Raw genomic sequence first — 15,886 nt, 5'->3', positions numbered from 1 at the left:
GTCTGGAGACGAGGGTCAGGGCACGTCGTTTCAGATCACCGCCCGGTACGTAACACGGCGATGAACTCTGTATCCCAGCTCGTATCCGGGCCCGTATACAGATCATGAGAGTGATCGACGCGGAGAATTGCGGCATTTGTGCTGGTCGGCGACTCAGGGGGACGTGGCATACGCCACTGCAAGGCGCCCACAGCGCCGAACGGGTCGATATTGGCCCGCGGGGCTCCGCGCCGGGCGGAGTCGTGATCCACGCGCGACGGACCGCCGGCAGGCGCGGCGACCGGTCACCTGCCCGCGCCGAGCCGCGGCGCGGAGCGATCGCGTCCCTCGCGGCCCTGCCCACCGGCCGTCGCAGAAGAGGGGTGCGATGTGGGTGGACGGTCCGTGGAGACCATCGATCCCCAGCGGGACGGTTCGCCGTCCGCACGGCCCGATCCGCTGGTACCGGTCAACGCCCAGGCGCCTGGCGTGTTTACGCTGAGCGATCTGCTGGCGGTGCTGGACCTGGACGGGGNCGTCCCGCCGGTGCCGGCCCGATGTCTGGTGAGCGCACACGGCGGGATCCTGGGCGCGCAGCTGCTCGGTCAGCAGATCGTCCTCGCGGAGCGCCTGGCGCCGGGCAAGACGGTGCACTCGCTGCACACGATCTTCTCTCGCCCCGGGGACTGCCGGCAGCCGCTCTGGGTCGACGTCGAACGTCTCGCGCACGGCGGTTCGATCGACGCGCTGGCGCTGTCCTTCCGGCAGGGCTCGCTGCACATCTGCCGGGCGGACGTGATGCTGCGGGCCGCGGAGGCCGACTTCCTCAGCGTGCAGGCGAGCCGGGTGGACCTGCCGGGGCCGGAGGCGGGGGTGCCACGCCCGGACCGACCGATGATGCCGTGGGAGGTCAGGGTGCTGCCGCGGGCGGAGCCGCACCGGCTCGACCAGTGGCAGCGGATCCCCGATGCCGGCGCGGATCCGACAGTCTGGCGGGCCCTGCTGGCCCATTCCTGCGAGTTGCTACCGCTGGCCGATCTGCTCGCGGCCGCGGGGATCCCGCCCCTGCCCGGCGAACGACCGCAGGTCGCCGCGGCGGTGCTGTCCCAGACCGTCACGTTCCTCGATGACCTGGACGTCCGGGACTGGCACCTGTTCCAGGTCCGCACGGTGCACGCCGGCCACGGCCGCGCGGTCGGCCGCATCGAGGTCTTCGGCCCGGACGGGGTGCAGCGGGCCGCTGCCGAGGTCGTCGGGCTGCTGCGCCCGGCCCGCCCCTGACCTCACCTCCGGCCGGCCACCCATCCCGCCGACCTCGTTTCCCCGATCTCATCCCGCCGGCCCCGAGGCCGCCGTGGGACGTTCCTTGTCTTTCCAGAGGGCGGTGGCTTTTTGTCCCTCTGGAAAGACAAGGCCGGCGCCGAGGTCAGACCTCGGCGGTGCGGGCGACTGCCTGCTCGTCGTCGCTGTCGGCGGTAACGGTGTCGGCGGTGGCGGTGGCGCTCTCAGCGGTGAGCTGCGCCGACGGCGACGACCCAGCGGCGGCCGGCTCGGGCCGGCGCAGCCGTGGCAGGAGGAACGCCACCGGGACCCCCACGGCGAAGACGCAGCCGCCGATGAACAGGCCTAGCGCGTACCCGGAGGTCAGGGCCTCGGGCTGCCCGATCCCATGGCGAAGCCGACCCTCGGTGTGGTGCGTGGCGATCGTCGTCACGGCGGCGAGNCCGACGGCCGCCCCGATCTGCCGCCCGGTGTTGATGAGCCCGGAGGCGAGGCCGGCGAGNCGGATCGGCACCCCGGCGGTGGCCGCGGAGACCATCGAGACCATCGTGGTTCCCATGCCGAAGCCCATCACCGCGAGCGGGCCGAACACGTGCGTCCAGTACGAGCCGCCCGGCGTGATCGCCGACAGCCACAGCAGGCCCGACGAGCCCACGGCGGCGCCGAACATGACGATCGGTCGCGCGCCGAGCCGACCGATCGTCCGCGTGACGAGCTGCGACGCCACGATGATCATCAGTGGCATCGGCAGCATCGACAGCCCCGCCCGCAGCGGGCTGTAGTTCTCCACCCGTTGCAGGAACAGGGTGAGGAAGAAGAACACCGCGAACATCGCCGCACCGAGAAGCGCCGCGACCACGTTGGCGACCGCAATTCCCGGATAGCGGAAGATGTTCAGCGGCACCAGCGGATTGGCCGTGGTGGCCTCGATCGCGACGAAGGCGCCGAGGAGCACGACCGCAGCGGCCAGCAACCCGATCGTCAGCGGCGAGCTCCAGGACGAGGTCTCCGTGCGGACGATGGCGTAGACCAGCAGGACCAGGCCGCCCGTCACGGTCAGCGTGCCCGGCAGGTCGAGGTCGCGCACGCGGCTGACCTGCCCCCGCGACTCCACGAGCACCACGCGCGCCGCGACGACGAGCGCCACCCCGATCGGCACGTTGACGAACAGCACCCACCGCCAGTCGGCGACGTCGGTGAGAATGCCGCCGACGACCGTTCCGAAGGCGCCGCCGCTGGCCGCCGTGGCGCCCCAGGCGCCGAGCGCCCTGGTCCGCTCCCGGCCCTCCGCGAACGAGGTCATCAGCAGGCTCAGCGTCGCCGGGGCCAGCACGGCGCCGCCGAGGCCCTGCACCGCCCGGGCGATGATGAGCTGCGTCTCGGACTGGGCGAGGCCGCCGGCGAGGCTTGCCAGCGTGAACAGCACCAGCCCGAACACGAAGACCCGGCGCCGACCGAACAGGTCCGCCGCCCGGCCACCGAACAGCAGCAGCCCGGCGAAGGCCAGGGTGTAGGCGTTCACCACCCACTGCAGACCACTGGCCGACATCCCGAGATCGGTCTGCATCGCCGGCAACGCGACGTTCACGATCGAGATGTCGAGCACCACCATGAACTGGGCCAGGCANCACACTGCCAGCACGGCCCACTTCGCCCGGGGGGCCGACGGCGCCGTGCCGACCGCGCCCCGCCCACCCTCGACGGAGGCCTCGACGGACACGGTGCCCCCGGACACCCCCGCCGCCTGATCGGGACCGCCGACGCCGCCTGCGCCCGTTCCCTCCGAATGTGCCATTCCCAACATCCCCTCCTAGCAGCCGTCGTACACCGTACGAGGACTAGGGGCCACCCTACGCCGTACGATGTACCAACGGCAAAAACTGCTGTTCGGCAGCGTGTTCGGAGGTGACGAGGTCATGGCCGCGCCGACGGAACCGGCCGTCGGGCCGGGCGGGAGGCGCCGGGCGGGGCAGGCTCCCCCACCCGGGTGCCGAACCAGCCTGAGCCCCGAGCGGCTCGCGCTGGCGGCCATCGCACTCGCCGACGCCGAGGGGTTGGCGGCGGTGTCGATGCGCCGCCTCGCCGCGAGCCTGGGCGTCGGGACGATGACGCTCTACTACCACGTGCGCGACAAGGACGAGCTGCTCGATCTGATGTGGAACGAGTTCCTCGGCGGGCACCTGCTCGACGACATCCCCGCTGACTGGNGCACGGCGCTGACCGAGATCGCCCGGCGGATCCGNCAGTCCTTCCAGCGTCATCCGTGGGCGCTGGGCGTCGCGGTCCGCCCCGCCCTCGGCCCCAACAAGCTGCGCTACCTCGAGCAGTACCTCACCGTCGCATCGCGCATCACCGACGATCCGGACGAACAGCTGCGCATCATCCACTCCGTGAGTGACCTGGTCGTCGGCTGCACGCTGCGCGAACTCGGCGGCCAGGCGTACCGCGACCCGGACGAGCCCGCGGGCGAGCATGCCGATGGTCCTGCGCCGCTGCTGGAACCGCAACCGGGTTTCGACGCGATCGTCGCCGCCGAGGAGCTGCCGCGGCTGCGGTCGCTGCAGACCGCCGGGTGCCGGCTGCTGACGCCCCGCTTCGAGCAGGCCCTGGGCTGGCTGCTCGACGGGATCGAGGCCGCCCATCCGGGGGCCCGGCAGGCCAGCCCGCGTTCCGTCGAGGCGGCCACACCGGCCCCGGACCTCGTGGGCACGGCGGCCACGACCCGGATGCTTCCGAAGAAGGGGGCGTAGCAGCCTTCACGGACACGACCTGAGTAGCTACCGTCGGAGAGGTCGCACGCCGCCGGCCATCCGCGAGTCGCATTCGGGGCACCCACCATGACCGCTCGACTACCTCGCCACGTCGCACCGCTCGCCGCCGGCGAATCCTCGGCGCTCGGGCCCTACCCGCTGCTCGGCCGTCTCGACGCGGGCATCACGGGCATCGTCTACCTGGGCCGCGCGCCGGGCGGCGCACAGGTGGCGATCCGTGCGCTGCACCCGGGCGACGCCCTGCGTGCCGACATGCGGGCCCGCTTCGCGGCGGCTGTCGACCGGGCCGGCGTGCTGTCCGGCCCGCATACCTGCGGTGTGCTCGACGCCGCGCCCGACACGGACCGCCCGTACGTGGTCACCGAGTTCGTCGGCGGGCCGACTCTGGCACGNGAGCTCACCGAGCGGGGGCCGCTGTCCGCCGACGAGATCGACCGGCTCGCCCGCACCCTGCTCGAAACCATCGACGCGGCCCACCACACGGTCGGCGCGCTGGGCGACCTGACGGCCACGGACGTGGTTCTGTCGGTCGTCGGCCCCCGCCTGGTCGACCTGGGGATCGCCGCCGCCCTGCGCCCGCTGCTGCTGTCCACGGCCGCCGCCGGGCACGGGGCCTCGGCCGGACCCGCGGCCGGCGGCGGCTACGTGCCCGGGTACGGCTACGGGCCGGCGGCGGGCGGCTGGGACGGCCCGGCCGCGGACATCGTGGCCTGGGCCGGCATCGTCGACCTGGCCGCCACGGGCAAGGCGTCCGGCTCGGTGGAGCCGGCGGGCCGCGGCGGCTGGCGGCGCGGACAACGGCCCGAGCAAAACGACCCGACCAGCCCCGGGGTGGCTCGCGCGCTGGCCCGGGTGCGGCAGGCCGACGGCGCCTCCTTGCCCGACGTCTCCGAACTGCTGGCCCTGCTTGCCGGCACACGCCCGCGCTCGGGCCGCGCCGGGCGCGATCGCTCCCGCGCGCTCCCCCGCCAGCAGCCCGTCGCACCCGAGCCCCGACGGGGGGTGCGTGGGGACAGGCTCGTGGGTGGGGTCGCCGGGGGCCCGGCGACGGCCCCGTCCCGATCCGGCGGTGGGAGCGGGGAGGCCAGGCCGGCCGGTGGTCGCCACAGCGTGGCCCGCGCGACCAGCCTAGAGGGCGCGCCGGACCGGCGCGGCCCGCAGATCCGGGGTGGTCGGCGAGGCGACACCAGACCCCGCGGCGATGTCGGACCACGCGGCGATGTCGGACCACGAGGGGAGGCTGCCAGAGGCGGCCTACCGGACCTGCCCGGACTTTCCGAGGCCAGCCTCGCGCTGCCCCCGTTGCCGACTCTGCCGCCGCCGCCGGTGCTCCCCCCGTCCCCGTCTCCGGTGCCGGTGCCGTCACCGGCGCAGCGGCCGGCGGGGCGTGGTCCCCGCCGGTTCGCCGCGGCCGACGGCTCGGAGCCGAGTACCGGCCGCAGGCACCCGACGCTGACTCTCCCGCCCGTCCCGGACGCCGCGGCGGGCGGCGACCCCACCCCGTCCGCACGTCCGGCGGCCACGGCGGGAGTGCGGCGGTTGCCACCGAACTCGCCGGGCCCGCAGGAGCAGCGCCGACGCCGTCCGCGGGTCCGCCCGGTCGCCGCGCTCGCGGTGGCGGCGGCGGCCGCGGTCGCGGCGGCGGCGACCGCGGCCGGGCTGGGCGCTTCCAGCGACGACGTGACCACCGGCGCGCAGGCGCCCCTGCACGAGAATCGCTCCGGGGATGGCTCGGCCGGGAGTCGGTCCGCCGACCGGGTCCCGCCCGCGCACCCGTCCGCCGCGCCCGCTCCGGCGGACCCCGCCGACTCCACCGACCCCGTCGCCCCTGCCGATCCCGCAGGCGCTGCCGATCCCGATGGCGCCACCGACCGCGGTGCCCCCGTCGATCCCGCCGGGACGGGCACCGGCGCTGCGACCGGACCCGACGGCGCGACGGTGCTCGCCCCGACCGAGTACGAGCAGCAGGAGGATCTCGCCGCCGAGGACTTCGCGCTGCACACGTTGCGGCTCGCCGCGGCCGGCCGCGCCGGGGCCGCCGACGTGCCCGGCGCTCCGTCGGCCTCGGCCGGTCGCCATCCCGCGCAGGGCGCCGGGCAGGCCCCGGGCAGCGCCCCGGACCCTTCCGTCCAGCTGCCCGAGGGGCTCCTCGTCACTCCCCTCACGCCGACCGGACGGCCTGCCGCTCAGCCTCCGGCGTCTCGGGAGACCGCACCGACGGGGCAGCCCGGCGCGACCACGCCGGGCACGGCCGGCACGGACCGCGTCCCGGCGGTCCCGGTGGCCGCCGCGGCGGCACTGCCGGTAGCCGCGGCGGCCCTGCCGGCCGCGAGCGGCGGCGCGGCCCCGGCCGCCCAGCCGCAAGCCCGGAAGCCGGCCCGGCCGCAGGGTCAGAGCCAGGCCCAGACCCGGGCACAGGGCCAGCCCCAGGCACAGACCCAGACGCCGACCCAGACTCAGGCGCAGACCCCAGCGCAGCCCCAGACGCAGCCACCGGGCCAGCCGCCCGCCGCCGGTACCTCCTCGGCTGCGCCCAGGAGCGGNCTCACCCCGGTCCAGGTGGGCATCGTCCCGCTCACCCCCCGCTGACGGTGCCNCCGGCCGGGCGGCGAGATCAGTCCTCGGCGCCGGGCTTCGGCGTACGACGCACGGCACCGGCCGGCCAGATGATCTCTACGGCTCGGCGCCGCCGCCGGGCGTAGTCGACGACGTCGGCCGTGCCCCCGTAGCCGCGGGCCGGCCGACCGTCCCAGACCGCGATGATCCGGTCTGAGGCGTCGACGAGCATCCGGCTCGCCGCCATCAGGCTGGCCAGGTCCGGGGTCGGGCNGTCCTGTCGACGGATCTCGGCGGAGCAGCGCAGCAGCCGGTCGAAGTCCCGGCGGTGCGCGGCGGGTTGGAAGTCGCGGTACCCGTCCGCCGGGATCACGGAGATCAGCCGGCCGCCGAGGGCCAGGATCACGTCGGCGACGATGGTGTCCGCTCCCTCGGCGAGGCAGGTGATCCCGGCGAAGCCCGCGTCGGCGAGAGGCGTGAGCAGCCTGCGCGCCTGCGCGGCCACGTAGCGGGCCTGATCCCCGGTGAGCCCCCGGTGGCCCGTCACGCCGACGACGACCACGCTCAGCCGGCCGCGCCCAGGGCAGCGACCGCCCGGGTCAGTGCGGGGGCCAACGTCCCGTTCGCGACGACCTCGATGCGGTCGAGGCCCAGCCAGCCGGCGAGCGCGGCGAGTTCGGCGGCGAGTTCGGCGGCGACCGCCGCCGGACTGCTCGGATCGGGACCCTCCGACGCGGAGCCGCCAGGATCCGCACCCTCCAGCTCCGCACCCTCCAGCTCCGCACCGCCCAGCTCCCGATCGGCCAACTCCCGATCGGCCAGATCGACACCCTCCGGATCCGCACCGGCGAGCACTCGATCGGCCGCGACGTCCGACGGCCGACCTGCCCGACCTGCCCGACCGGGCCGCCCCGGACGGCGCGGGGCCGGGATGTCCGAGCCGGGATCGGGTTCGTGCCAGGCGGCCGCGACCCGCAGGACCCTCGCCGCCCGGTCCGCCTTGAGGTCGACCCGGGCCGCGAGCCGATCCCCGAGCAGGAAGGGCAGCACGTAGTAGCCGTAGCGCCGCTTCGGCGCGGGCGTGTAGAGCTCCAGGACCACATCCATCCCGAACAGGCGACGGGTGCGGGCACGCTCCCAGACCAGCGGGTCGAAGGGGGACAGCAGGGCACGACCGGCGGCCCGACGGGCGACGGTGAGCCCCGGGCGGGCGTACGCCCGCGCGGACCAGCCGACCACCCCCACCTCCACCAGCTCCCCGTTCTCCACCAGCTCGGCGAGGCGGGGCCTGGCCACCGCGGCGGGCAGCCGGAAGTAGTCGGCGAGGTCACCCGCGGTTGCCACCCCGAGGCGGTCGGCGGCGTGGCCGAGCAGGATCCGGACGGCGTCGTGCGGGTCGGGGGTCGGCAGGCCGAGAACGGCCGGTGGGATCACCCGCTCCGGCAGGTCGTAGAGGCGCTCGAAGGAGGGGCGGCGGCCGGCGACGCAGAGCTGCCCCGTCCACATGAGGTACTCCATGGCCCGCTTGCCGTCCGCCCATCCCCACCAGCCACCACCACCGCGGCCGGGTTCGGCCAGGTCGGCGGCGGCGAGCGGCCCGCGGTCACGGACCTGGGCCAGCGCGTCGGCCACGTAGTCGGCGCGCTCCCGACCGAACGCGGCGATCCCCCGCCACATGCCGTCGCCGGCCAGCGCCGCCGCCGCCCGCCAGCGCAACAGCGGTTCCCAGGCGACCGGGACGAGGGAGGCCTCGTGCGCCCAGTACTCGTAGGCGTACCGCTCGACCCGAACGAGCCGATCGAACATCTCCCGGGAGTACGGTCCCAGCCGCGACCAGCCGGGCAGGTAGTGTGCCCGGGCCAGAACGTTCACCGAGTCGATCTGCACGACCCCGACCTGGGCGAACAGNGCTCGCAGGTGCCGACGATCGAGCCGGCCGGTCGGCCGCGGACGGGCCAGCCCCTGGGCCGCGAGGGCCGCTCGGCGCGCCTGGGATCCGGTCAGCAGCGCCAGCGCGTCGCCCTTCCTCCGCACCGCCATCCACGCCACCCTACGACCCCCGCCCACCCCTGCCGAGGCCCCTGCGGAGATCACCGCGTGGTCCGGGAAGCGGGCCCGATCCGCGGGCGCAGACCAGGAGGCACGATCCGCGGACGCGGGCCGGGAGGCACGGGCCGGGACGCACGGTGCGGCGGGTTTCAGGGGAGCAGGACGACCTTGCCCGTCGTCGCGCGGCCTTCCAGGGCCGCATGTGCCGCGGCGGCCTCGGCCAGCGGGAAGGTCTGCACGGCTGGTACCAGGGTGCCTGCGGCCGCCGCGGCGAGCGCGGCCTCCTCCAGCGCCGCCAGCCCGCCTGGCCGGCGGAACATCCGTGGGCCGAGGACGGAGGCGACGAGCAGTCCACGCTCCGTCACGTCCTCGGTGGTGATGGTGGTGGGCGACCCGGCCGCCCAGCCGAACGTGTAGTAGCGGCCGGCCGGTCCGATCAGTTCCAGGGCGGCGCGGCCGGCGGGGCCGCCCACCCCGTCCAGGGTGACGGTCACGGTGCGGCCGTCGAGGGCGGCCCGGACGGCGTCCGGCCAGTCGGCGAGGGTGTAGTCGACGGCGAGGTCGGCGCCGAGGCGGCGCGCCGCGGCGACCTTCACGGCTCCCCCGGCGATGGCGACGACGGTCGCTCCGACGCCGCGGGCCGCCTGGACGAGCAGGCTGCCGATGCCGCCGGCCGCGGCGGTGATCAGGACGACGTCCTCGGCGGTCAGTTCGGCGACGTCGAGGATGCCGATCGCGGTGCGACCGGTACCGATCATCGCCACGGCGGCGGGGGCGTCGAGGGTGGGCGGGATGGGATGGACGTTGTCCACCTCGCGGACGGCGAGCTGGGCGTACCCCTGGCCGGCCTGGCCGAGATGGGCGACGACCCGCCGGCCGAGCCACCCGTCGTCGACACCCGGCCCGACGGCGTCGACCGTGCCGGCGACCTCCCGCCCCGGGATGGTCGGCAGCTCGGGGCGCTGGAACGGGCCGCCGGCCCAGCCCTGCCGCAGAGTGGTGTCGACCAGGTGCACGCCGGCCGCGGCCACCGCGATGCGCACCTGGCCGGCCGCCGGCACCGGATCGTCGACCTGCTCGTGGCGGAGATTGCTCGCCGGGCCGAACTCGTGCAGCCGGACTGCGTACATGTTCCGTCCTCCAGGTCGCGGTCGGGGCGAGGTGCCCACGGGCTGCCGCCGATGCACCCACGAGGCGGCGCCGGCCCGTCACCGAACGCTAGAACCTGAACTCGGATTGAGGTCAATGACGCTTCCCCGCCAATCCCGCCCGGCGGTCAGCGCTCGCTCGCCCCGTACCAGGCCGGTCGGGCGTGCAGCAGCCACTCGGGGATGAGTTGACGCAGGGTGGCCGGGCGCAGGTCCAGGTCGGGGAGGCTCACGAGGGACGCCGAGACGATGTCGAGGTCGTCGAGCCTGGTGCCGAACTCGCCGGCCCAGGACCGGTCGGCCGCGAAGACGACGTCGAGCACCCCGACCCGCTCGCCGTGCTCGATCGTGGTGCCCTCGAGACAGCCGGCGAACGTGACGTGGTCCAGCTCGATGCCGGCCTGTTCGTCGAGCAGGCGGCGCAAGGCCCCCTGCACCGTCTCCCCGGCCTCGACCCGACCACCGAGCAGGTGGAACCACGTCTGACCGCGTTCGTTGGCGAGCAGGATCCGGTCACCCTCGACGAGCAGCGCGCGGACGTTGATCCGCACCGGCGCCGCGACCGGATCCGTGGGGTCGACGGCCGGACCACCGGCGGTGCTGGTGGCGGTGGCGAACGGGCGAGCGGACGGTGTCACGGGCGCTCCAGGTACGGTGATCGGCGGACGGGGCGACCTTCGCATGGTGCCCCGTCGGGGCGGATGCTTGGGCGCCAACCGGTCATCCCGCCGGGGACGGGTCGGCCGAGGCCACGAACGGGCCGACCCCGCCGCACCGCAGGAGCTCCGCGTAAACGGAAGAAACGCCGCCGAAATCACCGCAAATTCGGGTTGTGCACGTCGAACTCGCCGAAGCTACCGGGCTACCATCACAAGCATGCCGAGATTCCGGATCAGTGAGGCGGCAGCGCTGCTCGGTGTCAGCGACGACACCATCCGCCNATGGGCGGACAGCGGCAGACTGCCAACCGTCCTGGACGACGCCGGTCGCCGAGCGATCGAGGGCGCCAACCTGGCCGAGTTCGCCAAGGATATGGCAGGAGACCAGGGCAGTACAGCGACGCCCGTCGTCGCCGAGTCCGCCCGCAACCGATTTCCCGGGATCATCACCCGGGTCACCCGGGACACGGTGATGGCCCAGGTCGAGATCCAGGCCGGGCCGCACCGGCTGGTCTCCCTGATGAGCCGGGAGGCCGCCGACGAACTCGGGCTCGAACCCGGCGTCCTCGCGGTCGGCGCGGTGAAGTCGACCAACGTCGTCATCGAGATGCCCGACCGCCGCTGACCGCCCGGCGGGCCCGGTCACCCGCTTCGCCACCGTCACCGATGTCACCAGCGAGAGGGGGCCGCGCCGGCGATGACGAGTCCAGGTGACACCTCGGCCCCATGGGCCGTCCCGGACCACGCTCCGGACCGGCGACCCCGCCTGTGGACGCCGGGCCGCACCGCCCGCCGGGAGACCCGCCGCCGGGCGCCGTGGGCGCTGTGGGTGCCCGGGGCGATCGCCGCGTTGTTCCTGCTCCTGCCGCTCGTCGGCCTGCTCGTCCGGGCCCCCTGGTCCGGCCTGCCCGATCTGATCACCAAGCACAGCGTCCGCGAGGCGCTGCTGCTGTCGTTGGAGACCGCCACCGCGGCGACGGCGCTGTCGCTGGTGTTCGGCATTCCGCTTGCCTGGCTGCTGGCCCGGACCAGGTTCCCGGGCCGTTCCCTGCTACGGGCGCTGGTCACGCTGCCGCTGGTGCTGCCGCCCGTCGTCGGCGGGGTGGCGCTGCTGCTGGCGCTCGGCCGGCGCGGCATCGTCGGCCAGCGCCTGGACGACTGGTTCGGGATCACTCTGCCCTTCACCACCGCCGGCGTGGTGGTCGCGCAGACCTTCGTGGCCATGCCCTTCCTCATCGTCTCGGTCGAGGGCGCGCTGAACAGCGCCGATCGCCGCTTCGAGGACGCCGCCGCCACTCTCGGCGCGGACCCCTGGACGACGTTCCGCCGGGTGACCGTCCCGCTGGTCGCGCCCGCCGTCGCCGCCGGAGCCGCGCTGTGCTGGGCCCGCGCCCTCGGCGAGTTCGGCGCGACGATCACCTTCGCCGGCAATTTCCCCGGGACCACCACGACGATGCCGCTGGCCGTCTACCTGGCACTGGAGACGGACACCGACGCCGCCATCGCACTGTCCCTCGTCCTGCTCGCCGTCTGCGTCGCGGTGCTGGTGGCGCTGCGCGCGCGGTGGTTCCCGGGCGCCCGGCGGCTGCTGCGGGGCCGGGCGTCCCGCCCGACACCGGTGACCGTCGGCCCCGAGGGCGGCCTCGGGTGACCGCCGGCACACCGAGGACCGCGGACCTGGGGCCGTCCGAGGGTGGGCCCGAGCCGGCGTCGAAGGCGGGCGGCCTCGATGCCCGGGTGACGGTGCGCCGCGGCCAGTTCGTCCTCGCCGTCGACGTCCAGGTCGCCCGGGGGGAGACGGTCGCCGTCCTCGGCCGCAGCGGAGCCGGCAAGAGCACTCTGCTGCGCACGCTGGCCGGGCTGCTCCCGCTCGACGAGGGCCGAATCACGCTGGCCGGGCAGGTCCTCGATGACCCCGCGCAGCACCGCTTCGTCCCGTCCGAGCGCCGCCCGGTGGGTGTCGTGTTCCAGGACTACCTGCTGTTCCCGCACCTGCGCGCCCGCGACAACGTGGCGTTCGGTCTGCGGGCCCGTCTCGGCCAGAGCCGCCGGCACGCCCGCGACCGGGCGGACTCCTGGCTGGAACGGTTCGGGATCGGCGAACTCGGCGACCGCCGCCCCGGCGCGCTGTCCGGCGGCCAGAGCCAGCGGGTGGCGCTGGCCCGCGCGCTGGCCACGGAGCCCCGCCTGCTGCTGCTCGACGAGCCGCTGGCCGCGCTGGACAGCACCACGCGGGGGGAGGTTCGCACCTTCCTGCGCACGGTCCTGCCGACGTTGTCCGCACCCGTGCTGATCGTCACGCACGACCCGACCGACGCCGAGGTCCTCGCCGACCGCACGATCGCCTTCGAGGCCGGCCACGTGGTGGCGGCCGGAGCCTGACCCCGGCGGTTCGGACACACTCGTCTAGCGGACGCGATCCGCGACCGGCTTCGCACCGCTGCGGCGGACCTCGGCGTCCGGGCCCGGGTACACGAAGCTGACGTGCCCCGTGTCGGACCAACGCACGGCGAACGGCGGGTCGCCCGCGTCCGTCCGCGCCTCGCAGATCTCCCCGAGCCGGTCCGGCGCCCGCGGAATGTGGCTGTGGACCACCAGGGTGTCGCCGGGGTGGGCGTGCAGCGGGGTACGCCGGTGGGCGGGCGCGGCGAAGCCATCCATGCGGACGGCGACCGTCGTGCCCCCGCTTCCGGTGGCCCCGCCCGTCATGGCCGTCGCCGCCGCCATGCCCGTCGCGGTCATGACTGTTGTCGCCGTCATGGCTGCTGTCGCCGTCATGGCGCTCGTCTGCTCCGTCACGACCGGCGCCGCCGCCTCGCGGTGCGGGGCGAACGTCTCCTCGCACAGCGGATGCACCAGATCGGCGATCTCCCGCTCGCTGCGGATCAGCAGATCGTCGACGGAGACCAGACCGACGATGCGCCGGCCGTCCAGCACTGGTAGCCGGCGAATCGCATGATCCCGGAAGATCTCGTAGGCCCGTTCGACGCCCATCCCGGCGGGCACGGTGATGACCTCCGTGGTCATCAGCGCGTCGATCCGGCCGTCCGGCCCGATCCCCCGTGCGACCCCGCGCAGGACGATGTCCCGGTCGGTCACGATGCCGACCAACCGATCCCCGGGGGTCTGCCGATCATCGGCCCGCCGATCCCCGGCCTGTCGATCATCGGCCTGCGGCTCCCCGACCAGCCGGTCCCCGACTTGCCGATCCCCGACTTGCCGATCACTGGCCTGCCGGTCCCTGAGCTGCTGTTCGTCGGTCTGCCGATCATCGTCGACGACGAGCAGGGCGCCGACGCCCGTTCGCCCCATCTTCCGGGCCGCCTCGCTGATCGTCGTGGCTCTCGCCACGGTCACCGGCGGCCCGCTGACCACCGAACCTATGTAGGCCATGCCTGCCCCTCTCGCCCGGCGCCCCNCCCGGGTGGGCCATGCGCTCCCCCTGACGTCGTTCCCCCATTTCGAGGAGCACGCACCCGATTACGCACAGATGCTTGACGAACGAGACAGGTCAGGCCCGGTGTGCATNCCCCAGCAGNGTGAGGTGGTCGACGAACCAGTCCCGGGCGAGCGCGGCCACCCGCTCCAGCGCACCCGGCTCGCCGAAGAGATGCGTCGCGCCCGGCACGATCTCCAGGCGACTCACGCAGCCGGTGAGCCGCTCCCGCGCCCGCCGGTTCAGTTCGAGGACCTGCCCGTCGAGCCCGCCGACGACGAGCAGGGTCGGCGCCCGCACGGCCGGCAGCGCATCCCAGGCCAGGTCCGGCCGCCCGCCCCGGGAGACGACGGCGGCGATGTCGAGGGCCGGGTGCCCGGCGGCCTTGGCCAGGGCCGCGGCCGACAGAGCCGCCGCGGCGCCGGTGCTCGCGCCGAAGTAGCCCAGCGGGAGGGCGGCGGTCGCGGGCACCTCCCGCAGCCACGCGGTCGCGGCAAGCAGGCGCCGGGCGAGCAGGACGATGTCGAACACGTTCCCGACGTCGTGCTCCTCGTCCGGGGTCAGCAGATCGAACAGCAGCGTGGCCAGCCCCGCGGACGCCAGGGTGTCGGCGACGAAGCGGTTGCGCGGGCTGCTGCGGCTGCTGCCGCTGCCGTGCGCGAAGACGACCACCCCGCCCGGCCGGGGGGGCACGCTCAGCCGGCCGGCGAGCCGCACCAGATCGGCGGGAATCGACACCTCCACGACCCGGCCCGCCCCGGGGCCCCCACCGTCGCTGGCACCCTCCGAACGGGCAGCCGCCGAACGGGCAGCCACCGAACGGGCAGCCACCGAACCGTCAGCCTCAGCACGGGCAGCCACCGGGCCTCCCGCCACCGAACCGACACCCTCCGAACGGGCGGCCACCGAACCGGCGCCCTCCGCCTGGACACCCGCCGAGCGGGCACCCTCCTCGCGGGCGGGCTCCTCGCGGACACCCTCCGTGCAGGCTGGCTCCTCGCGGACGGGCTCCGCCGACTCGGTGGCGCGAGGCCCGGCCGCACCCTCCAACCTGCGGGTGGCGGCCCGGCGCAGCAGATCGGTGACCTCCTCGTCCGGTGTCTGATCGAAGTCGGCGTAGAACTCGCCGATCCCGAAGAAGCTCGCCGGCTCCTGGACGCAGATCACCTCGTCGGCCTGCCGGCGCAGCCAGTCGACGCGGTCACGGGCGGCGACAGGGGTGGCGAGCACGACCCGCTGCGCCCCCTGGGCCCGGACGACCTGGCAGGCGGCCAGCGCCGTCGAACCGGTCGCGATCCCGTCGTCGACGATGACCACGGTGCGACCGGCGAGGGGTATCCGCGGCCGACCGTCCCGGAAGCGCCGGGCGCGCCGCTCCAGCTCGGCGGCCTCCCGCGCCTCGACCTCGGCGAACGCTTCCGGACCGACGTCGGCCAGCCGCCGGGTTTCCTCGTTGACGACCCGCACCCCGCCCTCGGCGATCGCGCCCATGGCGAGCTCGGGCTGGAACGGAACACCGATCTTGCGGACGAGGACCACGTCCAGTGGCGCGGCCAGGGCCCGCGCCACCTCATACCCGACGGGGACCCCGCCGCGGGGNAGCCCCACGACGACGACGTCCTGGCCACGCAGGTGGGCCAGCCGGTCGCCGAGCTGCCGGCCCGCGTCCACACGAGTGTTGAAGATCACGGCGCTCTCACCGTCCCCCGATCGGACTGGACGTCTGTGTCGTCGTGATTCCCGGGAAGNCCAGGTTCGATCCGTCCCTGGGCCACATCCGCACCACCCGATCGGGCCCCACCGAGTCCGACGCCCGCGGGGCGGCGCCACCAACCCGGTATCCCCCGGTCGGACCCCCAGCGCCGATCGGCGCTCCTCCCACCGAGCGAGGTGATCCCCGACCCGGTGCCAAACGCCAGCCGCCTTGCCAGGCTGGCATGGGGGTCCCCGCCCGCGAGACGGCCGCACGATCGGCCGTACCTGCTCCAACACGGTCGGCGACGAGGC

Annotated in this window: 10 protein-coding genes and 8 pseudogenes; 7 read left to right on the top strand and 11 right to left on the bottom strand. The window is 74.8% G+C overall.

The features are described from left to right. Positions 1-525: 525 nt before the first annotated feature. Complete coding sequence (locus UK94_RS08225; protein ID WP_313949466.1) at positions 526-1,260, top strand: thioesterase family protein; 735 nt, start codon at positions 526-528, stop codon at positions 1,258-1,260. 145 nt (positions 1,261-1,405) lie between these two features. Here the strand turns inward: UK94_RS08225 and UK94_RS44265 are convergent. The 4 pseudogenes from UK94_RS44265 to UK94_RS44255 all read right to left on the bottom strand — a co-directional run. After that, a pseudogene (locus tag UK94_RS44265) lies at positions 1,406-1,702 on the bottom strand (MFS transporter); the annotation flags it as partial. A 1-nt stretch (position 1,703) separates the two neighbouring features. Then, a pseudogene (locus tag UK94_RS44260) lies at positions 1,704-1,762 on the bottom strand (hypothetical protein); the annotation flags it as partial. A 1-nt stretch (position 1,763) separates the two neighbouring features. Then, a pseudogene (locus tag UK94_RS08220) lies at positions 1,764-2,887 on the bottom strand (MFS transporter); the annotation flags it as partial. A gap of 1 nt (position 2,888) precedes the next feature. After that, positions 2,889-3,064, bottom strand: a pseudogene (locus UK94_RS44255) (MFS transporter); the annotation flags it as partial. A gap of 58 nt (positions 3,065-3,122) precedes the next feature. Between UK94_RS44255 and UK94_RS73130 the strand changes: the two are divergent. Next, positions 3,123-3,467 (top strand): annotated as a pseudogene (locus UK94_RS73130) (helix-turn-helix domain-containing protein); the annotation flags it as partial. A 36-nt stretch (positions 3,468-3,503) separates the two neighbouring features. Beyond that, on the top strand, positions 3,504-4,010 hold a 507-nt coding region (locus tag UK94_RS44245), incomplete at its 5' end, for a TetR/AcrR family transcriptional regulator C-terminal domain-containing protein (protein ID WP_235487035.1). Positions 4,011-6,861: 2,851 nt separating this feature from the next. Here UK94_RS44245 and UK94_RS44240 read toward each other — a convergent pair. The 4 genes and pseudogenes from UK94_RS44240 to UK94_RS08190 form a co-directional block, all read right to left on the bottom strand. Further along, positions 6,862-7,134 (bottom strand): annotated as a pseudogene (locus UK94_RS44240) (hypothetical protein); the annotation flags it as partial. Between the two features lie 17 nt (positions 7,135-7,151). Then, the gene (locus UK94_RS08200) at positions 7,152-8,495 is read right to left on the bottom strand and encodes a crosslink repair DNA glycosylase YcaQ family protein (RefSeq protein ID WP_268761249.1); all 1,344 of its coding nucleotides are present in this window, start codon (positions 8,493-8,495) and stop codon (positions 7,152-7,154) included. 290 nt (positions 8,496-8,785) lie between these two features. Beyond that, complete coding sequence (locus tag UK94_RS08195) at positions 8,786-9,766, bottom strand: zinc-binding dehydrogenase (protein ID WP_011607357.1); 981 nt, start codon at positions 9,764-9,766, stop codon at positions 8,786-8,788. Between the two features lie 146 nt (positions 9,767-9,912). Continuing rightward, on the bottom strand, positions 9,913-10,422 hold the full coding sequence (locus UK94_RS08190) for an NUDIX domain-containing protein (protein ID WP_011607358.1): 510 nt from the start codon (positions 10,420-10,422) through the stop codon (positions 9,913-9,915). A gap of 238 nt (positions 10,423-10,660) precedes the next feature. On the opposite strand from UK94_RS08190, the pseudogene UK94_RS44235 reads away from it, so the two are divergent. The 4 genes and pseudogenes from UK94_RS44235 to UK94_RS08175 form a co-directional block, all read left to right on the top strand. Next, positions 10,661-10,724: pseudogene (locus UK94_RS44235) on the top strand (MerR family transcriptional regulator); the annotation flags it as partial. A gap of 1 nt (position 10,725) precedes the next feature. Next, the coding region (locus UK94_RS08185; RefSeq protein WP_235487033.1) for a TOBE domain-containing protein at positions 10,726-11,068 on the top strand (343 nt) is incomplete at its 5' end. A 72-nt stretch (positions 11,069-11,140) separates the two neighbouring features. Further along, positions 11,141-12,094 carry an ABC transporter permease gene (locus tag UK94_RS08180; RefSeq protein ID WP_011607360.1) on the top strand — a complete coding sequence of 318 codons (954 nt, stop codon included), beginning with the start codon at positions 11,141-11,143 and terminating at the stop codon, positions 12,092-12,094. After that, positions 12,091-12,825 carry an ATP-binding cassette domain-containing protein gene (locus UK94_RS08175; protein WP_041939866.1) on the top strand — a complete coding sequence of 245 codons (735 nt, stop codon included), beginning with the start codon at positions 12,091-12,093 and terminating at the stop codon, positions 12,823-12,825. Before UK94_RS08180 ends, UK94_RS08175 begins: the two co-directional genes overlap by 4 nt. A 24-nt stretch (positions 12,826-12,849) precedes the next feature. On the opposite strand, the gene UK94_RS08170 is transcribed toward UK94_RS08175, so the two are convergent. From UK94_RS08170 to UK94_RS73125, 3 genes and pseudogenes are all read right to left on the bottom strand, one after another. Beyond that, positions 12,850-13,836, bottom strand: coding sequence for a DUF1918 domain-containing protein (locus UK94_RS08170; RefSeq protein ID WP_055749335.1), 987 nt, complete (start codon positions 13,834-13,836; stop codon positions 12,850-12,852). A gap of 146 nt (positions 13,837-13,982) precedes the next feature. Beyond that, positions 13,983-15,478: pseudogene (locus UK94_RS08165) on the bottom strand (phosphoribosyltransferase family protein); the annotation flags it as partial. Between the two features lies 1 nt (position 15,479). Continuing rightward, positions 15,480-15,568: hypothetical protein (locus UK94_RS73125; RefSeq protein ID WP_268761256.1), on the bottom strand; the 89-nt coding region annotated here is incomplete at its 3' end. Positions 15,569-15,886 lie beyond the last annotated feature (318 nt).

Origin of the sequence: Frankia sp. AvcI1, from assembly GCF_001420875.1 — a bacterium.
Lineage (GTDB): Bacteria > Actinomycetota > Actinomycetes > Frankiales > Frankiaceae > Frankia > Frankia alni.
Note: the sequence above shows the minus strand (reverse complement) of the source record. Positions and strands in the feature narration are given on the sequence as shown.

Bases quoted from the DNA above. Each gene is read 5' to 3' on its own strand.
- UK94_RS08195 (WP_011607357.1), bottom strand. From the start codon at position 9,766: ATGTACGCAGTCCGGCTGCACGAGTTCGGCCCGGCGAGCAATCTCCGC.
- UK94_RS08180 (WP_011607360.1), top strand. From the start codon at position 11,141: ATGACGAGTCCAGGTGACACCTCGGCCCCATGGGCCGTCCCGGACCAC.
- UK94_RS08170 (WP_055749335.1), bottom strand. From the start codon at position 13,836: ATGGCCTACATAGGTTCGGTGGTCAGCGGGCCGCCGGTGACCGTGGCG.